This is a genomic window from Kitasatospora sp. NPDC051164 (genome assembly GCF_044455625.1).
Lineage (GTDB): Bacteria > Actinomycetota > Actinomycetes > Streptomycetales > Streptomycetaceae > Kitasatospora.
The window spans coordinates 160772-177046 of the sequence record NZ_JBITFB010000017.1 but is presented as its reverse complement, the minus strand read 5'-3'; the positions used below and the strand labels follow the sequence as shown (position 1 = coordinate 177046).

The window sequence follows — 16275 nt, the reverse complement described above, 5'->3', positions numbered from 1 at the left end:
GCCATGATGGCGCAACCGTCGGGACCGCCCAACGGTGCGTGCCCGGACGGTCGGTGGGCGGACGGCCGGTCGCTGTCGACCGGGGCGGTTCCCTGCGGAAGGTTCGAAGGGGTCCGAAGGGGTCCGAAGGGAAGCGCCCCGGGGCCGTCCTCAGCCCGCGTGGGAGTCGCGCAGCAGCTTCTTGTCCGGCTTGCCCACGGCCGTCAGCGGGATCTCGGCCATCACGTGCAGGGCCTCCGGTGCGTACATCCGGCCCTTGTGGGCGGTGACGTACGCGCGGATGTCCTCCAGTTCGGGCCGCTGCCCGGGTGCGGGGACGACGGCGACGTGGACGTGCTCCGCCTCCTGGGCGTCACGCACCCCGTAGACCGCGCACTGGGCGATCGCCGGGTGGGTGAGGAGCACCTCCTCGACCTCGGCGGGGTAGACGTGCCCGCCGACCACGATGATCTTGTCCTTGAGGCGGTCGGCCAGGAAGAGGTAGCCGTCCTCGTCGAGGTAGCCGATGTCGCCGGTGTTCAGCCAGCCGTCGCGCAGGACCTCGGCGGTGAGGTCGGGCCGCTTCCAGTACCCGGCCATGACGGTGGCCGAGCGGACGTGGATCTCGCCCTGCTCGCCGGTCGGCTGTTCGGTGCCGTCGGCGGCCCGGATCACCACCTCGACGCCCGGGAGGGGCCGGCCGACCGGGAGCCGGCCGCCGCGCCCGACCCGGTCGTGCTCGTGCGGGGCGAGCACGGCGATGTTCTGCGCCTCCGACTGCCCGTAGCCGCTCACCAGGATCGGCCCGAACACCTTGATCGCCTCGCGCACCCGGGCCGGCGAGGCGGCGCAGCCCCCGTAGGAGATCCGGCGCAGGCTGGACAGGTCGGCGCGGCCGATCGCCGGGTGGTCGAGCAGCTGGTAGAGCAGCGGGGGCAGCGCCCAGAGGTCGGTGATGCGTTCGCGTTCGACCGCGGCCAGGACCTCGCCGGGGTCGAAGGAGCGCTGGATGACCACCGAGCCGCCGATGTGGAGCGTCAGGTCGGAGAGCACGCCGGCGAGGTGGGCGAGGGAGGTGGCGGCGAGGAAGCGGGGCGGGGCGGCGGCCGGGCCGTTGCCGCCGTACGCGACGTCGAAGATGCGCCGGTAGGGGCCGTGGAGGCTGCGGATGCCCTTCGGGATGCCGGTGGTGCCGCCGGTGTGGCGGATGCCGAGGTCGTCGTCGGGGCCGATGCGGACGGCGGGCGGCTCGGCGGGCTGGTGGGCGGAGGCGGCGATGACGTCCTCGCCGATGGCGGTCGCGCCTGCCGTTTCGGGGCCGGGTCCCAGGGTGAGGACGGTCGGCACGTCGACGAGGGGGAGCAACTCGGCTGCGGTCGCGTACCGTTCGGCGTCCACGAGCAGGAGGGCGGTGTCGACGCTGGCCGCGATCTCGGCGAGGGTCGGCGCGCTCATGCCGTCGTAGAGGTTCACCACCCGCGCGCCCGCGAGCCCGGCGGCGTACCGGGCGCTCAACGCCTCGGGGGTGTTGCCGGTGAGCAGGGTGACGGTGGTGCCGCGCGCTGCGCCCCGGGCGACGAGTTCGTGGGCGAGGCGGTACGTGGCGGCGGCGAAGTCGCCGGCGGTGATCACCGCACCGTCGGCGGTGGTGATGGCCCGTCGGTCGGGATCGGCGGCGAGGGACCGGAGGATCAGGGCGGGGGCGCTGACGAACTCCGGTTCGTTGATGGCCACTTCTTCTGTGCAGTTCGCAACCATCTTCACAGCCTAACCCCATTCTTCGTGCCCGATCGAGTAGTTCGGTCCGACCTCACCCTCCGCCCGCCGGCGGCGTTCTGAACCCCTCCGACCCCGCCGGCCCGGATACCCGTCGTTGACCGCCCCCGGCCCGACCTCCCGATCCGGGAGTCCTCAAGTGGCCGGGGGAGAACGTGTGTTGGGGCTCCAGTAGATCACCCGGCGTTGGCCTTCCGGGCCTGCTTCCGGCAGTGAACGAGGGCGAGTTTGATGCGGAAGTCGGGGCTGGGGGCGGCGGCGAGGAGTTCGCCGGCGGCGATGAGGGTGGTCCAGTAGGTGGTGGGGTCGCCGGTGCGGGGCATGGGGTGGGCGGCGGCGAGGGAGAGGTAGGCGGTGGTGAGGTTGCCGGTGGTGAACCAGCGGTCCAGGCCGTGCTGGTGGCCGGGGCGGATGCCGCCCATGGCGTCGATGGCGACCAGGAAGAGGTCGATGAGGGCGCGGTCGGTGTCGGTGAGGGTGACGGGGATGTCGAAGACGCCGAGGGCTTCGAGGAGTTCGCCGGTGTCGGCCTCGGAGCTCGGGTGGGGGTTGGCGAGCAGGGCGTCGTAGCAGTCGTTGAGACGGCGGGTCGCTTCGGCCAGGGGGATGCCGAGGGCGAGGCAGACGGCCCGGGCGGAGGGCAGGGGTTCGTGGCTGCGGCGGGCGAGGAGGGCGTAGACCTCGGCGGGGGCGGTGCCCTGGGCGAGGGTCTGTCGGGCGAGGGTGGCGAGGGACGGTTGCATCGAGGGCGCTTTCAGGCGAAGACGGGGGCGGGGGTGAGGGAGGGCGCGACGAGGGCCCAGACGAACTTGCCGATGCCGCCCGAGCGCGGGCAGCAGCCCCAGCGTTCGGCCAGCTCGTTGACGAGGAACAGGCCGCGTCCGTGCTCGTCCTCGAGGGTGGGGGAGTTGAGGGCGGGCCGGCCGGTGCCGGCGTCGTGGACCTCGATGCGCAGGCGGGTGCCGACGAGGGCGAAGCGGACCTCGATGAGGCGGTCGGCGGGCGCGTCGGAGTGCTGGACGGCGTTCGCGAACAGTTCGCCGAGGAGGAGTTCGGCGACATCGGAATAGCGGTCGCCGGCGGGGAGTGCGGCGAGGTAGGCCCGCAGGAGGTGGCGGGCGACCGGGGTCGAGTCCGTGCGGGAGTCCAGACGCGCGGCGAACGTGCGGGGGCGGCGGGTAGCGAGCATGGCGAAGCACCTCGGGGGGCGGAATGGGGGCGTACGAAAGGCGCGCAATCACGCTATGCATGCACATGATTGCGTTCCGGTGACAATCATCGAGGCTGCAGAGGTACGGTGACGCCAGATCGACGTGCGGGACGTGCGGAGCACAACTGGGGGCAGTCATGGCACAGCGGAAAACCAAGCGAGGGACGACGGCGAGCTCCGCGATCATGTTCGGCGAGGAGCTCAAGTACGCGCGCGAGGCGGCGGGCTACACGCAGGAGGAGATGGGCAGGCTCCTGCACTGCGACCGGACGGTGATCTCGCGGATCGAAAGCGGGAAGCGGAAGCCGTCGGTCGAGGAAGTCGAGGAGTTCGGCCGACTGTTGAACACCGGCGACCTGTTGATGCGGCTGTACAACCGGGTCGACTGGGACGCGCAGGTTGAGCACCCGGATTGGTTCCAGGAGTATGTAGACCAGGAGGCCATCTCTATCGGGATGCGGGCATGGCAGGACGGCGTGATGTACGGCCTGTTGCAGTGCCGGCAGTACGCGCGTGCGGTCTTCGACACTGGCGATGCCGCTGGCAAGCCGGAGGAGATCGAGGAGTTGACCAGGGCTCGACTTAGTCGGCAAGCTCGCTTTCTCGTGCCCGACGGGCCGCTGTTGCTCGTCATTCTCGATGAGAGCGCCATCCGTACGGTCGTGGGTGGACCGAGCGTGATGAGAAGTCAGATGGAGCATCTCCTGCGGGTCGCCCAGCTCCCGAACATCGTCATTCAGGTGGCGCCCTTTGCGAGTCGGCGGACGCTCATCAAGACGGCTATGGTGTTGCTGGAGCTGCCGGACGGGCAGCGCTTGGTGTACTCAGAGAGCCTCGAACGAGGACACCTCAGCAATGCTTCCGCCAGTGTGGCCAAGTACCAGCGCCACTATGATCAGCTCCGTGGCGAATGCCTGTCAGAGGTCGACTCACTTCGGCTGATCGCCGAGGCGCTGGAGGGTTTCAGAGATGATGAGCAACGAGCTCGCCGTGGCCGCCTGGCGGAAGAGCAGCTTCAGCGGCAACGACGGCGGCAACTGCATCGAGGTAGCCCCCGGATTCCCCGGCCTCGTCCCTGTCCGTGACTCCAAGGACCCGCACGGCCCGGTCCTCACCTTCCCCGACTCCTCCTGGGGGGCCTTCATCGAGGCGGTTCAGGCGGGCGACTTCCCGGTCGACTGCTGACCCGGACTGCAAGCGGCGCCGGTCCGGCTCGCCGCGCTGCTCGCGCCCGGCGGGCAAGGCCAGACGGCGGGCGAGCAGGCGTCGCCCGGAGGTGGTCAGAAGCACCCCTTCAGATGGTCTATGCTTAACCCATCACCCAGATGCGCGGGTGGCGGAATAGGCAGACGCGCTGGATTCAGGTTCCAGTGCCCGAAAGGGCGTGGGGGTTCAACTCCCCCCTCGCGCACAATGAAACACCGACGAAAAGGTGCTTCTCACAGCGACGAAAGTTGCTGAGGGAGGCACCTTTTCTCGTTGGGTTGCTGCTGGTTCGTCAGCGGTGCGGGTCGGCGTTCGCGGTCGTGAGCATGCAGTTCGAGGTCGTGATCTCGTGCTTCCTGCGTGACGGGACGCCGGGCGGGCGGCCATGTCGGCCAGTCCGTGAGGAGGACGAGTCCGAGCCGGCGGTGCTCACGTGTCGAGGTGACCGGCGGAGCAGGCGATCAGCAGCACCATCGCGGCCGGAACGACTACGACATCCCCTTTCCGTATGCCGTTGTCACGCAGCGCATGGAATATCCCGAGCGGCAAAAATCCGATGGGTACGCCGAGAGAATGTCCGGGACATAAACATTGGCCCTGTAGGGTCACTCTCACTGCCTCTCCGCGCAAACTCGCCGAATTCCGCCCAGCTGACTCGGGTGAATTCTTCTCCTCCCATTCGGAAGATATGCGGAAAGGGCGTTCAGGCCGCTGAAATCGGCAGGCCGAAGGGCCGCCCGTACGGGGTGGCCGTCGGGGTGCTCTGCCGCTCCCGGCGCTCGCCAGGCCGCTCACCAGGCCACCCACCAGGACGGGCTCCGGTCAGACATCGGGTTCAGGAATTGACAGGGCGCTTGGCGGCATGCCTTCCCCCGGAGCGTGCTGAATCATCTGCCCGGCCACATCTGCAAAAATTGACAGAACGCTGGGCGGCATGCCCTCGACCGCGCCGGAAAATTGCCGACTGTTATCGGTCGGCAGGGAATTGACACCCGTCTGACGGTTGTTTACGGTTCCGGCCGTCAGGTTTTCCGAAGCGCATCCGAAGGTATTCATGACTGCATCCGCGTTGCCGAAGCAGAGACTCCCCGAGACGCGGTCGGACAGCCAGGCCACCTACCTGCCCGACCGGCACATGTTCGCCCTGTGGACCTGGGCCGACGGCGCCGTGGGGGCGGCCCCGCCGGTCGGCCACGTCGAGACCGTTCCCCTGGCTGTGCCGACGCCGGACCTCGGCAGGCTCAAGGTGTCCGACGTCGACTGCGTGCTGATCGAGCCGGACCGGCTCCTGACCGTGCCCCTCGACTCGCCAGGCCGGTCGGTGAAGGCCTGGCGGTCGTGGATCGCGGGCGGCGAGTCGGCCCTTCCGGTCGCCGCGCACGCGGTCCCCGACACCACAGGCGTCGCGGTGACGACGGCAGAGCACGCGGGCGGCGTCTTCCGCCGCACCACCTCGGTGGGGGCCGAGATGCGCACGGCGCTCACCGCCGAGCTGCGGCCCTACCAGGTGCGCGGGGTGAGCTGGCTGCGCGAGACCATCGAGACGCACGGCGGCGCGGTGCTCGCCGACGAGATGGGACTCGGTAAGACCCTGCAGGCCATCGGTTGTGTCGCCGGACGCGCCGAGAGGGCGCCGCAACTGGTGGTCTGCCCCACGTCGTTGGTGGGGAACTGGGCGCACGAGATCGCGCGGTTCGCACCCGGACTGCGGACCACGACCTGGCGCGGCGGGCCGCTGCCCGAGGTGGACAGCGGCACGGTGGTGCTCACCGGCTACCCCACGCTGCGCACGCACGGCCCGGCCCTGGCGGGGATCCAGTGGAGCACCGCGGTCTTCGACGAGGCGCAGGTCCTGAAGAACCCCCGTACGCAGGTGTCGAAGGCCGCGCGCACCATCGCGGCCGACGCACGGATCGCCCTGACCGGAACGCCCGTCGAGAATCACCTCGACGAGCTGTGGGCGCTGCTCAATCTGGTCGCACCGCAGCTGTTCGCGAACCGGACACAGTTTCGCCGTCGCTTCGTGCGGCCGATCGCGGACGGCTCCCCGGCCGCTTCGGCCCGGTTGCGCGGGGCCGTCGAGCCGGTCGTGCTGATGCGGAAGAAGTCCCAGGTCGCAGGGTCACTCCCCGCCAAGATCCACGCCGATCTCATCTGCGACCTCAGCGAGGAGCAGGAGCAGTTGTACGACCGGCTGCTGGACCAGGTCATCGACGACGGATTCGGCAGCGGCGCCCAGCGGCAGACCAGGGTGCTCGCGGTCCTGACGTCGCTCAAGCAGGTCTGCAACCATCCGGGCCTGATCACGGACGACCTCGATGAGCTGTCGGGCAGGTCGGGCAAGCTCGACCTGTGCGCCGACATCGTCGCCAACAACCTGGAGAACGACTCGCCGACCCTCGTCTTCACCCAGTACCGGCAGACCGGTGAGCTGCTGGTCCGGCACTTCGCCGAACAGTTCGGGGTGAGTGCGCCGTTCTTCCACGGTGGCCTGAACCAGGAGCAGCGGGCCGACATCGTCCGCCGGTTCCAGTCCGACGACGGTCCGAAGGTGCTCGTCCTCAGCCTGAAAGCAGGGGGCACCGGGCTCACGCTCACGCGCGCGGCCGACGTCATCCACTTCGACCGGTGGTGGAACCCGGCCGTGGAGGCCCAGGCGTCCGACCGGGTCCACCGGATCGGTCAGACCCGCCCGGTCACCGTCACCACCCTGACCACCGGTACCACTGTCGAGGAGCACATCGCGGCCATGCACGACCGCAAGTCCGCGCTGTCGGACATCGCCGACGCGTCCGGCGTCGCCGAGCTGGCCCGACTTGACGACGACCGTCTCATCGAGGTCCTGCGCCGGAAGCGAGTCAACTGACCATGGCCGACCACGACTACGGCTACACGAAGTGGGGCAAGGACTGGGTCCGGTTCGCCGAGTCGTTGCGCCAGACCCGTCCTGATCCCCAGCTGCCGAGCGCACGCCGCACGGCACGCGACGGAAAGGTCCGGATCACGTTCGACGACCGGACCGTGCGTGCCGTCGTGCACCGAGGTCGCGGCACCTCGGTGGTCACGATCGAGGTCGCGCCGATGTCCCCGGAGGCGGCGGCCGAGATCTCCCGTCAGCTGAGCGGCATCCAGCCCCTGCTCACCGACGACCTGTACCGCGCGCTCGCCGACGCGGGCCATCCGCCCGCGCCGGCCCTCGACAGCGTCGACTGCTCCTGCCCGTCCGCCACCCCGCGGTGCGTCCACGAGCTGTCCGTCTACTACGACATGGCGCGGCGCATCGACGACGATCCCCGCATCGCTCTTGACGTGCAGGGCTTCTTCCGCCTCGCTTCGGCGGGCAGCGGCCGGGCGCCCGCCGAAGCGAGGCGCTGGATCGCGCTCAACTCCCTTGATCCGGCCGCCTACTTCACGGCGGCCGATTGACCCGGCCGGCCTGAGGGCGACCTGCCGGTGAGCCGGCGTTCAGCGCCAGGGCGGGCGCCGGAGTCTGGTGGGGAGTCCCGGGCGGGTGGCCAGGAAGCCGGCGAGGGCGGCCGCGGTGCCGACGGCTTCGGCGATCGCGGTGGCGGTCTTCTTCGGGTACCAGGCCGGCTCGTACATGTTCGGCAGCGGGCCGAGCGTGCCCACATCGACGTGGCTGTACAGGAGGACGGCGCCGAGCGCGGAGGCCGACACGAGGAAGGCGAACGCCCACACCGCGCGCCGGCGGGCGGCGAGCAGGAGGAGCAGCGCGGCCAGGCAGGCCACGGCGGCTTCGGCCCGGAACAGCGTGCCCTGGGAGATGGCCGCGCCGTACGGGTCGTAGTCGGGGGCGAGCTCGGCGTGGATGGCGGCGTCGACGGCGAGCGCCGCGACCGCCACGGCCTTGAGCAGCCAGACGGTCAGCACCCGGGGGCTGAGGGCGGTGCGGCGGGGGAGCGGGGAGATGGCCATGGTCGGCTCCTGTGCTGCTCGGTCGGCTGCTCGGGGTGCTGCGCGGCGCGCTGCTCGGGGTGCTGCGCGGCGCGCTGCTCGGTGTGGCGGCGGGCGGGGAGTGCCGCCGTGTGCACGGTCACGGCACCAGCACCACCAGCACGGGCCCGGTGGCGAAGGGCACGGCGGCGCCGTCGGCCAGGGTGAACGACGTGCCCGCCGCAGGGTCCGGCCGGCTCCACCGCACGCTCCACACCCGGCCGTCGCGCAGCACCTCGGCCGTCCCGGAGCCGGTGGTGCGGGTGAACACCTCGTTGTCGGGGTGCCCGGCGTTGAAGTCGGTGAACAGGCCGGGAACGATGCCGACGTGCTGGGCGACGACGGTCGCGGTGCCGGACCAGGCCGGGCGGCCGTCCACGGCGACGTCGTACGCGCCGCCGTCGAAGCGCACGCCGATCGACGCGGCGGGCAGGCGCCAGGTCATGGCGGCGAGTTGGCTGCCCCCGGCGGGCGCGGCACCGAACGTGAAGCCGGGGGAGCGGGCGGGCACCGACGGGTGCGCGGTGAGGATCCGGTGCGGGTCGATGAAGGTGGGGTCCACGGCGCGGTCGGTGAACACGGCCGGGTCGGTGAACGGGGTGACGTTGCGCAGGTCGGCCGCGCCGAGGAGCGGGATGAGCCCGCTGATGGCGCCGCTGTAGGCGAAGTCGAGGTGCCCGTACTGCTGGAGCAGCGGGATGTCGGTCTGCCGGGCGGAACGCACCGGGCCGACCAGGGCGGGCAGGTGGTTCGCGTCGTACACGGCGAGGAACCGGGACTGGCCGCCCTCGACCTCGATCCAGTACACGATGTCGGCCTCGGCGAGCCCCTGGTGGATCGCCTGTACCCGGGCGCCGACGTTGTCGATCTTCACGGCGAGGGTGTTGCCCGCCGTGCCGACGTTGTCCAGCGGGTTCGACGGCGGCGGGTTCGGCGGCTGCGTCGGCGGGGGCGGTGTGGGCGAGGGCGTGGGTTGTGCGGGCGCGGGCTGGGTGGGCGCGGGCTGTGCGGGTTTGTGTCCCGGGCTGCCGCAGCCCTGGAGGGCGGCGAGCCCGGCGGCCGTCCCCGCCACCGCGAGCGCCAGCGTGACCTTCGCTCGGGCACGTGGGGCGTTCGCCGGTGCCCGGGTCGTGATGCGGATCTTCACGGGGGCTTCCTTCCCGTGGGCGGGGCGGCTGGCGAGCCCGCTCCCCGAAGCCGTCACTTACCGTTACGTACCGCAGTTCCGGATCGCTCAACCGGAGTTGCCCGAGCAGGTGTACGAGTTCGGGTGCTCCCTCGATCGGGGGAGGTCGGCGTCGGTGGGCACGACAATACTGGCGACCATGATCAACGGAATTCGGCCGCTGCTGCGCGGCTCCACCTACACGGGTGTGCTGTTCGCCGTTCTCGGGGCGTTGGCGGGGTTGCCCCTGGCGCTCGTCGCGCTGGTACCCGCTGCCGGGATGCGGTCGGCTCCCTACGTGGTGCAGGCGGGGTCGGCGCTGCTGCTCTGGGCCGTGCTGATCGGGCTGGCCGGGCTGGCCGGGGGCACGCGGCGGGTGCTGGTCCGGGTGGCGCGGCGGCTGCTCCGGGTGGCGGTGCCGGAGCCGGTGAAGGGGCCGCCGGGGGAGCGGTGGCGGACGCCGGTGTTCCTGGTACTGCACGTGGTGTCGGGGTGGGTGGTGCTGTTCGGCGGCGGTGTGCTGCTGGTGATGGCGCTGTTCCTGCCCGGCCGGTACGCGGAGGGCAAGGCGCAGCTGAACCTGTTCGGGTGGTCCAAGGACCTGACGGCCGGCTGGCGTTGGGTGGCGGCGGCGGTCTTTCTGGCGCTGGCGCTGGTGCTGTTCGTGGCGGTGTCGGGGGCGCTGCGGTGGCTGGCGCCGCGGCTGCTCGGGCCGTCGCCGGCGGAGCGGCTGGCGCTGGCCGCCGAGCGGGAGCGGGCGCTGGCCGAACGCAATCGGCTGGCCCACGAGTTGCACGACTCGATCGGGCACACCCTGACCGCCGCCACCATCCAGGCCGCCGTCGCGGGTGAGGTGCTCGCCGCCGACCCGGTGGCCGCCCGGGCCGCCATGCGCAGCATCGAGGAGTCGACCCGCGCGGCGCTGGAGGATCTGGACTACGTGCTGGGGGTGCTGAGGGAGGAAGACTCGGGCACCGCGCCGACCCGGGCCCTCGCCGACCTGCCCGAGCTGCTGGACCGGCTGCGCCACGCGGGCGCGGTCGTGGAGACGCAGACGGTCGGCGACCCGGCCGCCGTGCACGGCACGCTCTCCCGCGCCGCGTACCGGATTGTCCAGGAGGGCCTGACCAACGCGCTGCGGCACGGGGCGGGCGGGCCGATCCGGCTCCGGGTGGCGGTGGCGGCGGACGGGCTGGAGTTGAGCGTCGTCAACGGGATCAAGGCCGGGCCGAGCGGCTTCCCGACCTCCGGCCACGGCCTGACCGGCCTCGCCGAGCGCGTCCGCCTGCTGCACGGCGAGTTCGAGGCCGGCCCGGACGGCGACGGCGACGGCAACGGTGACGCCCCGCGGCGCTGGCGGCTGGCCGTTCGGCTGCCGCTACGGTGGGCGGCGTGAGCAGCCCGCAAGCCCCCGTCACCGTTCTGATCGCAGACGACGACCCCGTGACCCGCAGCGGGCTGAGCACCCTGTTGGGGGCCCAGCCCGGCCTCGCGGTGGTCGGGCATGCGGCGGACGGGGTCGAGGTCATCGAGCAGGTGCGGCGGCTGCGGCCGGACGTGGTGCTGATGGATGTGCGGATGCCGCGCCGCAACGGGATCGAGGCGACCCGCGCACTGCTCGACGACAGCGCCGAGCCGCCGAAGGTCGTCGTGATCACCACCTTCGAGAACGACGACTACGTGACCGCCGCGCTCAGCGCCGGAGCGAGCGGCTTCGTGCTGAAGCGGCGGCCCGTCCCGCAGATCGCCGAGGCGGTGCGGGTCGCGGCGGCCGGGGAGGCGATTCTCTTCCCGGCCGCGCTGCGCCGGATGGTGGCCGCCCGCCCGCTGAACTCGGCCGAGGCGCTGCCCAGGGCGGCGCTGACCGGGCGGGAGGAGGAGGTGCTGCGGCTGATGGCGACCGGGTTGTCGAATCCGGAGATCGCGGAGTCGCTGGCGGTGAGCCTGGAGACGGCGAAGACGCACGTCGGGAACGTGCTGACCAAGCTCGGCGCGCAGAACCGGACCCATGCGGTGGTGATCGCGTACGAGTCCGGGCTGGTCGTGCCCGGCCTGCAGGGCGCGTGAGGCTCGGGCTCTGGGGGCGCTGCCGAGCCCACGGAGTTCGCCCGGCCGTCGTCGTCCGGCCGTGTCGTCCGGGCATCGTCGTCCGGTCGTCGTCCCGTCGTCGTCCGGTCCGTGGATGGTCGGGAACGGCAGGGGGTCGGTGGGGCAGGATCGGGGCCGACGCCGCCGGACCCACCTCGGTCCGGACAACACCTGTGTGGGGAGAGCCTGCCGTGACTGCCGTAGAGATCCCGGGGTCCAAGTCCATCACCGCCCGGGCGCTGTTCCTGGCCGCCGCCGCCGACGGCGTGACCACCCTGCACCGGCCACTGGCCTCGGACGACACCGAAGGCTTCGCGCAGGGACTGGCCGCGCTCGGCTACGAGGTCGAGCGGGCGGCGGACCGGTGGCGGGTCACGGGACGGCCGGCCGGGCCCGCCGCCGAGGCGGCCGACGTGTACTGCCGGGACGGCGCCACCACCGCGCGCTTCCTGCCCGCCCTCGCCGCCGCCGGCCACGGCACCTACCGCTTCGACGCCTCCGCCCAGATGCGCCGCCGCCCGGTCGCCCCGCTGACCCGCGCGCTGCGCGAGCTGGGCGTCGACCTGCGGCACGAGGAAGCCGAGGGGCACCATCCGCTCACCGTCGTCGCCGACGGCGTCCGCGGCGGCGAACTCACCCTGGACGCCGGGGAGTCCTCGCAGTACCTGACCGCACTGCTGCTGCTCGGCCCGCTCACCCGGGACGGGCTGCGGATCACCGTCACCCGGCTGGTCTCGGCCCCGTACATCGGCATCACCCTCGCGATGATGCGGGAGTTCGGGGTCGAGGTGAAGCGGGAGCGGACGCCGCGCGGCGAGGTGTTCGACGTGCCGTCCGGGGGCTACCGGGCCACCGGGTACGCCGTCGAGCCGGACGCCTCCACCGCGAGTTACTTCTTCGCTGCCGCGGCCCTCGCCGGCCGGGAGATCACCGTCCCCGGCCTCGGCCGAGGCGCCCTCCAGGGCGACCTGCGCTTCGTGGACGTGCTGCGGCGGATGGGCGTCCGGGTGGACATCGGGAGCGACCGTACGACGGTGACCGGCGACGGCACGCTCGACGGCCTCACCGTCAACATGCGGGACATCTCCGACACCATGCCCACCCTCGCGGCGATCGCGCCCTTCGCGTCCGGGCCGGTGCGGATCGAGGACGTCCACAACACCCGGGTCAAGGAGTGCGACCGGCTCGAGGCCTGCGCCGCCAACCTGCGCGCGATGGGCATCACGGTGGCGACCGGGGACGACTGGATCGAGATCCACCCCGGCGCGCCCCGCCCGGTCGAGATCGCCACGCACGCCGACCACCGGATCGTGATGTCCTTCGCCGTCACCTCGCTGCGCACGCCCGGGATCACGTTCGACGACCCGGGGTGCGTGCGGAAGACCTTCCCGGGGTTCCACGAAGCCTTCGCGCGGCTGCGGACGGAGTGGGCGGTCTGACCGGGCGGTCTGGCCGGGCGCCGACGGGGCGGAGGGGCGGAGAGGCGAGGGGGCTCGGGCGGGTCCATGGATGTGACCCGGATCACGCTTGAGGTTGACCCTGGGGCGGGGTGGAGGCTCATCGCAGCGGGCCCGGCACCGAGCCGGGCACCACGGATGCGAAGGAGAGCGCCATGTCCACCACCTCTTCCCACCAGGGCCAGGACCGTCCGGAGCTGCGGAAGGCGATCGAGGAGATCGCCGCGTCCGGCTTCGTCGGGGTGCAGCTGCGGGTGAACGACGAACACGGCGAGTGGGCCGGCAGCGCCGGGGTGCGCGAACTGGGCCGGGACGCGGAGGCGTTGGCCGACGGGCACTTCCGCATCGGCAGCTCCACCAAGAGCTTCATCGCGACCACGGTGCTCATGCTGGTGGCCGAGGGCAGGATCGCCCTGGACGCCCCGGCCGCCGACCACCTGCCCGCGTTCGGGCTCGACCGGCGGATCACCGTACGGATGCTGCTGCAGCACACCAGCGGGATCTTCAGCCACACCGGCGAACTCCTCGAGGACGGGACGGTCGTGCCGGGCGTCGCCTGGCGCGGCAAGGAATGGGTGGACCAGCGGTTCCGCGTCTATCCGCCCGAAGAGCTGGTGCGACTGTCGCTGTCCAAGCCGGCCCGGTTCGCGCCGGGCACGGGCTGGAGCTACTCCAACACCAACTACGTGCTGGCCCGGCTGGTGATCGAGGCGGTCACCGGCCGCACGTTCGCCGAGGAACTGCAGCGGCTGATCCTGGGGCCGCTGGGAATGACCGGCACCGTCGCACCCGGCACGTCGCCCGAGATCCCCGAGCCCCACAACCACGGCTACTACCGCTACGAGGAGGACGGGCAGGAGAAGACGGTCGACATCACCCGCCACAACCCCACCTGGGTCGCGGCCGGCGGCGACATGATCTCCACGACCCGGGACCTGCACACGTACTTCTCCGCGCTGATGGGCGGCAGGCTCCTGCCGACCGGGCAGCCGGTCGATCTGCTCGCCGAGATGCGTACCCCGGAGGCGACGGTCGGCTATGGCCTGGGCGTGTTCGCACAGGACCTGGGCCCGGGCGTCGGCACCCTCTACCACCACCACGGCGCCACCATCGGCTCGGCGACGCTGATGTACTCCACCCCCGACGGCCGCACGACCCTGACCGCCGGGCTGAGCTACGTGGACGACGCCGACATGACCCTCGCGGCGGGCTTCCAGAACGTCCAACAGCGCCTCGTCGACGAGGTGTTCCGCGGCGGGCAGGCCGACCCGGCACGGCCGGCTGGCTGAACACCCGCGCCCCGTACGCTTCGGGGAGATCGTTCCCGGCGGTCCCCATCCACCCGCTCGGCGGCAGTGCGCGCAGCCGCCGGGCCCGAGCACGAGGCAGGCAGAGCAGATGGCGAACGGAGTCACGATCGGGCAGGCGGCGTCCTACGTCGGCGTCACGGTGAAGACCGTGCGGCACTACCACCAGCTCGGGCTCGTCGACGAACCGCCACGCGACGCCTCCGGCTACCGGCGGTACGGATCGGCCGAACTGCTACGGCTCGTGCAGGTCCGCACGCTGGCCGCCGCCGGAGTGCCGCTCGCCGAGATCCGGCCCCTCCTCGACGCCGGCACCGAGGAGTTCTCCGCCGCCGTCGCCGATGTCGGACGGCGGCTGACCGAACGGATCGAGGAGCTGAGCGCACGCCGTGACACGCTGCACCGGCTCGCCGACGGCGACCGGGCCCTGCTGCCCGAACGCGCCTGCGCGATCCTGGACCGGATGCCCGGCCTCGGCTTCGGCCCCGACTACGTGGCCGCGCAACGCGAGGCCCTGGTGCTGGCCCGGGTGCTCGTACCGGAGGGCTTCGACGGCTTCCTGGCCCAGCTCGAACACCGCCTCGACGACCCCGCGTTCGTCGACCTGGCCAAGCGCGGCCAGGAAGCCGAGAGCTGGGAACCGGACGACCCCAGGATCGAGGAGCTCGCCACCGCCATGACCGACCACTACCTCGCCAACCCCGCCCTCCTCGGCGACCCCGCCAGCCTGCGGGCCTGGAGCAGGGCCTCCGCCCAGTACCGGCTGATCGACAACCACCGCGGCGACCAGGCACCGGTCGCGGCCCGGCTGACCGCGCTCACCGAGGCCGGACTCCGCTCAGCCGGCGTACCCGCCCCCCGCCGCTGACGGGAGACCCGAGCCCCTTCGGAGTCCCGGGAATCCCGAGAATCCCGGGAATCCCGGTTGCCGGGGAGCGGGCCCAGCGGCGAGGATCCCGTTCGTGTCCGAGACGACGGCGTTCGACGGGTCCGAGCTGCGGCCCTACCCCAAGATCCCCGCGCGCGGCCGCTCCGGCGGACCCGGCAGCCGCGAGTGGACCGCGGCGGAGAAGGTGCACGGTGCGCACTTCGCGATCGTCTGCGAAGGCGACTCCGTGCGGGCCGCGAAACGGCGCGAACTGCTGGACGACGAGGCCCTGGACGACTTCTTCGGGGTGAGCCGCATCTGGCCCCGACTCGCCGTCGCCGCGGCCCGGTTCGCCCGTGCGGTGCGCGAGACCTGGGGCCCCTCGGCGGTGGTGACGATCTACGGCGAACTGGCCGGCGGACGCTACCCCCACCCCGAGGTGCCCGCCGTCGCCGGGGTCGACCCGGTGCAGACCGGCATCTGGTACGACCCCGGCCTGCGCTGGCTGCCCTTCGACGCCACCGTGCAGACACCCGAGGGCCGCTGGTGGATCGCCGACCGTGCCCTGCGCACGACCGCGGCCACCGCCGGGCTCACCTGCGTACCGCTCCTCGCACACGGCCCGCTGAACGCGCTGCACGACCTGCCCGTGCTGTTCCCGAGCCGGGTGCCCGCGCTGAACGGGCTGCCCGAACTGGCGGACAACCTCGCGGAAGGGTACGTCCTCAAACCGGCCGGGCAATGGCAGGAGTTGGGCACGGAGGGGGCGGTGGTGCGGCCGCTGGTGAAGGTCAAACAGCGGGCCTTCGCCGAAGACGAGCGCTACGGCGGCGCCCGCCCCTACCTGCCCCCGCCGGAAGGCGCGGCCGGAGTGCCGGCGTGGCTGCTGGTCCAGGCATCGGCGCTGCTCACCCCCGCCCGGGCGGCCGCCGCCGTCAGCAAACTGGGGCCGCGAACAGCCACGGAGGCGGTGGCGGAGGAGATCGCGCAGGACGTGACGGACGAACTCGCCGAAGCCCTGGGCGGGTTGGAGACGTCCGCCAGGGCGGCGCTGCGGCGGTCGCTGGAACCGGGGGCGCTGGCACTCGCGGCCTTCGACGCGGACGAGCGGCGCAGCACCTGAGCGATGCCGGAACGGGCGCCCGGGCGACGCGACTGCTCAGGGGGCCTGCCGTACCGTGATCATCGGCACCTCCTGGGGGCTTCGGGGGCGCGGAAAAAAGGTCGAGGGTGGGTTCAGGCGGCGTCGAGGGGGCGTCGAGGGG

At 72.1% G+C, this 16275-nt stretch carries 16 protein-coding genes and 1 tRNA gene; 11 read left to right on the top strand and 6 right to left on the bottom strand.

All coding sequences use genetic code 11. From position 1 onward, the window contains the following. Positions 1-150 precede the first annotated feature (150 nt). The 3 genes from ACIBEC_RS25610 to ACIBEC_RS25600 all read right to left on the bottom strand — a co-directional run bounded on the left by ACIBEC_RS25610 (position 151) and on the right by ACIBEC_RS25600 (position 2944). On the bottom strand, positions 151-1713 hold the full coding sequence (locus tag ACIBEC_RS25610) for an AMP-binding protein (protein ID WP_360503463.1): 1563 nt from the start codon (positions 1711-1713) through the stop codon (positions 151-153). Positions 1714-1931: 218 nt separating this feature from the next. Beyond that, on the bottom strand, positions 1932-2498 hold the full coding sequence (locus ACIBEC_RS25605; RefSeq protein ID WP_360503460.1) for a hypothetical protein: 567 nt from the start codon (positions 2496-2498) through the stop codon (positions 1932-1934). An 11-nt stretch (positions 2499-2509) separates the two neighbouring features. Continuing rightward, a complete protein-coding gene (locus ACIBEC_RS25600; protein ID WP_360503457.1) occupies positions 2510-2944 on the bottom strand; it encodes an ATP-binding protein in 435 nt (144 codons plus the stop codon). Between the two features lie 206 nt (positions 2945-3150). On the opposite strand from ACIBEC_RS25600, the gene ACIBEC_RS25595 reads away from it, so the two are divergent. The 3 genes from ACIBEC_RS25595 (at position 3151) to ACIBEC_RS25585 (ending at position 4376) form a co-directional block, all read left to right on the top strand. Beyond that, positions 3151-4050 carry a helix-turn-helix transcriptional regulator gene (locus ACIBEC_RS25595; protein WP_360503454.1) on the top strand — a complete coding sequence of 300 codons (900 nt, stop codon included), beginning with the start codon at positions 3151-3153 and terminating at the stop codon, positions 4048-4050. Continuing rightward, positions 3956-4150 (top strand): DUF397 domain-containing protein, encoded by a 195-nt coding sequence (locus ACIBEC_RS25590; protein WP_360503451.1) that lies wholly within the window; start codon positions 3956-3958, stop codon positions 4148-4150. The genes ACIBEC_RS25595 and ACIBEC_RS25590 overlap by 95 nt, the downstream gene beginning before the upstream one ends. 142 nt (positions 4151-4292) lie before the next feature. Beyond that, positions 4293-4376 (top strand) — tRNA-Leu (locus tag ACIBEC_RS25585). 617 nt (positions 4377-4993) lie between these two features. On the opposite strand, the gene ACIBEC_RS25580 is transcribed toward ACIBEC_RS25585, so the two are convergent. After that, positions 4994-5227 (bottom strand): hypothetical protein, encoded by a 234-nt coding sequence (locus ACIBEC_RS25580; RefSeq protein WP_360503448.1) that lies wholly within the window; start codon positions 5225-5227, stop codon positions 4994-4996. Here ACIBEC_RS25580 and ACIBEC_RS25575 point away from each other — a divergent pair. Together ACIBEC_RS25575 and ACIBEC_RS25570 are read left to right on the top strand one after the other, a co-directional pair. After that, the gene (locus ACIBEC_RS25575; RefSeq protein WP_360503446.1) at positions 5226-7037 is read left to right on the top strand and encodes a DEAD/DEAH box helicase; all 1812 of its coding nucleotides are present in this window, start codon (positions 5226-5228) and stop codon (positions 7035-7037) included. The genes ACIBEC_RS25580 and ACIBEC_RS25575 overlap by 2 nt on opposite strands. A 2-nt stretch (positions 7038-7039) precedes the next feature. Next, on the top strand, positions 7040-7597 hold the full coding sequence (locus ACIBEC_RS25570) for a hypothetical protein (protein WP_360503443.1): 558 nt from the start codon (positions 7040-7042) through the stop codon (positions 7595-7597). 39 nt (positions 7598-7636) lie between these two features. Here the strand turns inward: ACIBEC_RS25570 and ACIBEC_RS25565 are convergent, their stop codons facing one another. Beyond that, positions 7637-8107: a hypothetical protein gene (locus tag ACIBEC_RS25565; protein ID WP_360503440.1), complete on the bottom strand. Its 471-nt coding sequence runs from the start codon at positions 8105-8107 to the stop codon at positions 7637-7639. Between the two features lie 118 nt (positions 8108-8225). Beyond that, a complete protein-coding gene (locus tag ACIBEC_RS25560; RefSeq protein ID WP_360503438.1) occupies positions 8226-9272 on the bottom strand; it encodes a DUF3048 domain-containing protein in 1047 nt (348 codons plus the stop codon). Positions 9273-9450: 178 nt separating this feature from the next. Between ACIBEC_RS25560 and ACIBEC_RS25555 the strand changes: the two genes are divergently transcribed. The 6 genes from ACIBEC_RS25555 (at position 9451) to ACIBEC_RS25530 (ending at position 16133) form a co-directional block, all read left to right on the top strand. Further along, the gene (locus ACIBEC_RS25555; RefSeq protein WP_360503435.1) at positions 9451-10686 is read left to right on the top strand and encodes a histidine kinase; all 1236 of its coding nucleotides are present in this window, start codon (positions 9451-9453) and stop codon (positions 10684-10686) included. Continuing rightward, positions 10683-11357 (top strand): response regulator transcription factor, encoded by a 675-nt coding sequence (locus ACIBEC_RS25550; protein ID WP_360503432.1) that lies wholly within the window; start codon positions 10683-10685, stop codon positions 11355-11357. Before ACIBEC_RS25555 ends, ACIBEC_RS25550 begins: the two co-directional genes overlap by 4 nt. A 212-nt stretch (positions 11358-11569) precedes the next feature. Beyond that, entirely contained in the window at positions 11570-12817 is a 1248-nt protein-coding gene (gene aroA, locus ACIBEC_RS25545) for a 3-phosphoshikimate 1-carboxyvinyltransferase (protein ID WP_360503429.1), read from the top strand. A gap of 173 nt (positions 12818-12990) precedes the next feature. Further along, positions 12991-14124 (top strand): serine hydrolase domain-containing protein, encoded by a 1134-nt coding sequence (locus tag ACIBEC_RS25540; RefSeq protein WP_360503426.1) that lies wholly within the window; start codon positions 12991-12993, stop codon positions 14122-14124. 109 nt (positions 14125-14233) lie between these two features. Next, entirely contained in the window at positions 14234-15010 is a 777-nt protein-coding gene (locus ACIBEC_RS25535; RefSeq protein ID WP_360503423.1) for a MerR family transcriptional regulator, read from the top strand. A 94-nt stretch (positions 15011-15104) separates the two neighbouring features. Beyond that, on the top strand, positions 15105-16133 hold the full coding sequence (locus tag ACIBEC_RS25530; protein WP_360503420.1) for an RNA ligase family protein: 1029 nt from the start codon (positions 15105-15107) through the stop codon (positions 16131-16133). Positions 16134-16275 lie beyond the last annotated feature (142 nt).

Coding starts and splice junctions, on each gene's coding strand:
- ACIBEC_RS25605 (WP_360503460.1), bottom strand. CDS start 2,498: ATGCAACCGTCCCTCGCCACCCTCGCCCGACAGACCCTCGCCCAGGGC.
- ACIBEC_RS25600 (WP_360503457.1), bottom strand. CDS start 2,944: ATGCTCGCTACCCGCCGCCCCCGCACGTTCGCCGCGCGTCTGGACTCC.
- ACIBEC_RS25595 (WP_360503454.1), top strand. CDS start 3,151: ATGTTCGGCGAGGAGCTCAAGTACGCGCGCGAGGCGGCGGGCTACACG.
- ACIBEC_RS25575 (WP_360503446.1), top strand. CDS start 5,226: ATGACTGCATCCGCGTTGCCGAAGCAGAGACTCCCCGAGACGCGGTCG.
- ACIBEC_RS25580 (WP_360503448.1), bottom strand. CDS start 5,227: ATGAATACCTTCGGATGCGCTTCGGAAAACCTGACGGCCGGAACCGTA.
- ACIBEC_RS25570 (WP_360503443.1), top strand. CDS start 7,040: ATGGCCGACCACGACTACGGCTACACGAAGTGGGGCAAGGACTGGGTC.
- ACIBEC_RS25565 (WP_360503440.1), bottom strand. CDS start 8,107: ATGGCCATCTCCCCGCTCCCCCGCCGCACCGCCCTCAGCCCCCGGGTG.
- ACIBEC_RS25555 (WP_360503435.1), top strand. CDS start 9,451: ATGATCAACGGAATTCGGCCGCTGCTGCGCGGCTCCACCTACACGGGT.
- ACIBEC_RS25540 (WP_360503426.1), top strand. CDS start 12,991: ATGTCCACCACCTCTTCCCACCAGGGCCAGGACCGTCCGGAGCTGCGG.
- ACIBEC_RS25535 (WP_360503423.1), top strand. CDS start 14,234: ATGGCGAACGGAGTCACGATCGGGCAGGCGGCGTCCTACGTCGGCGTC.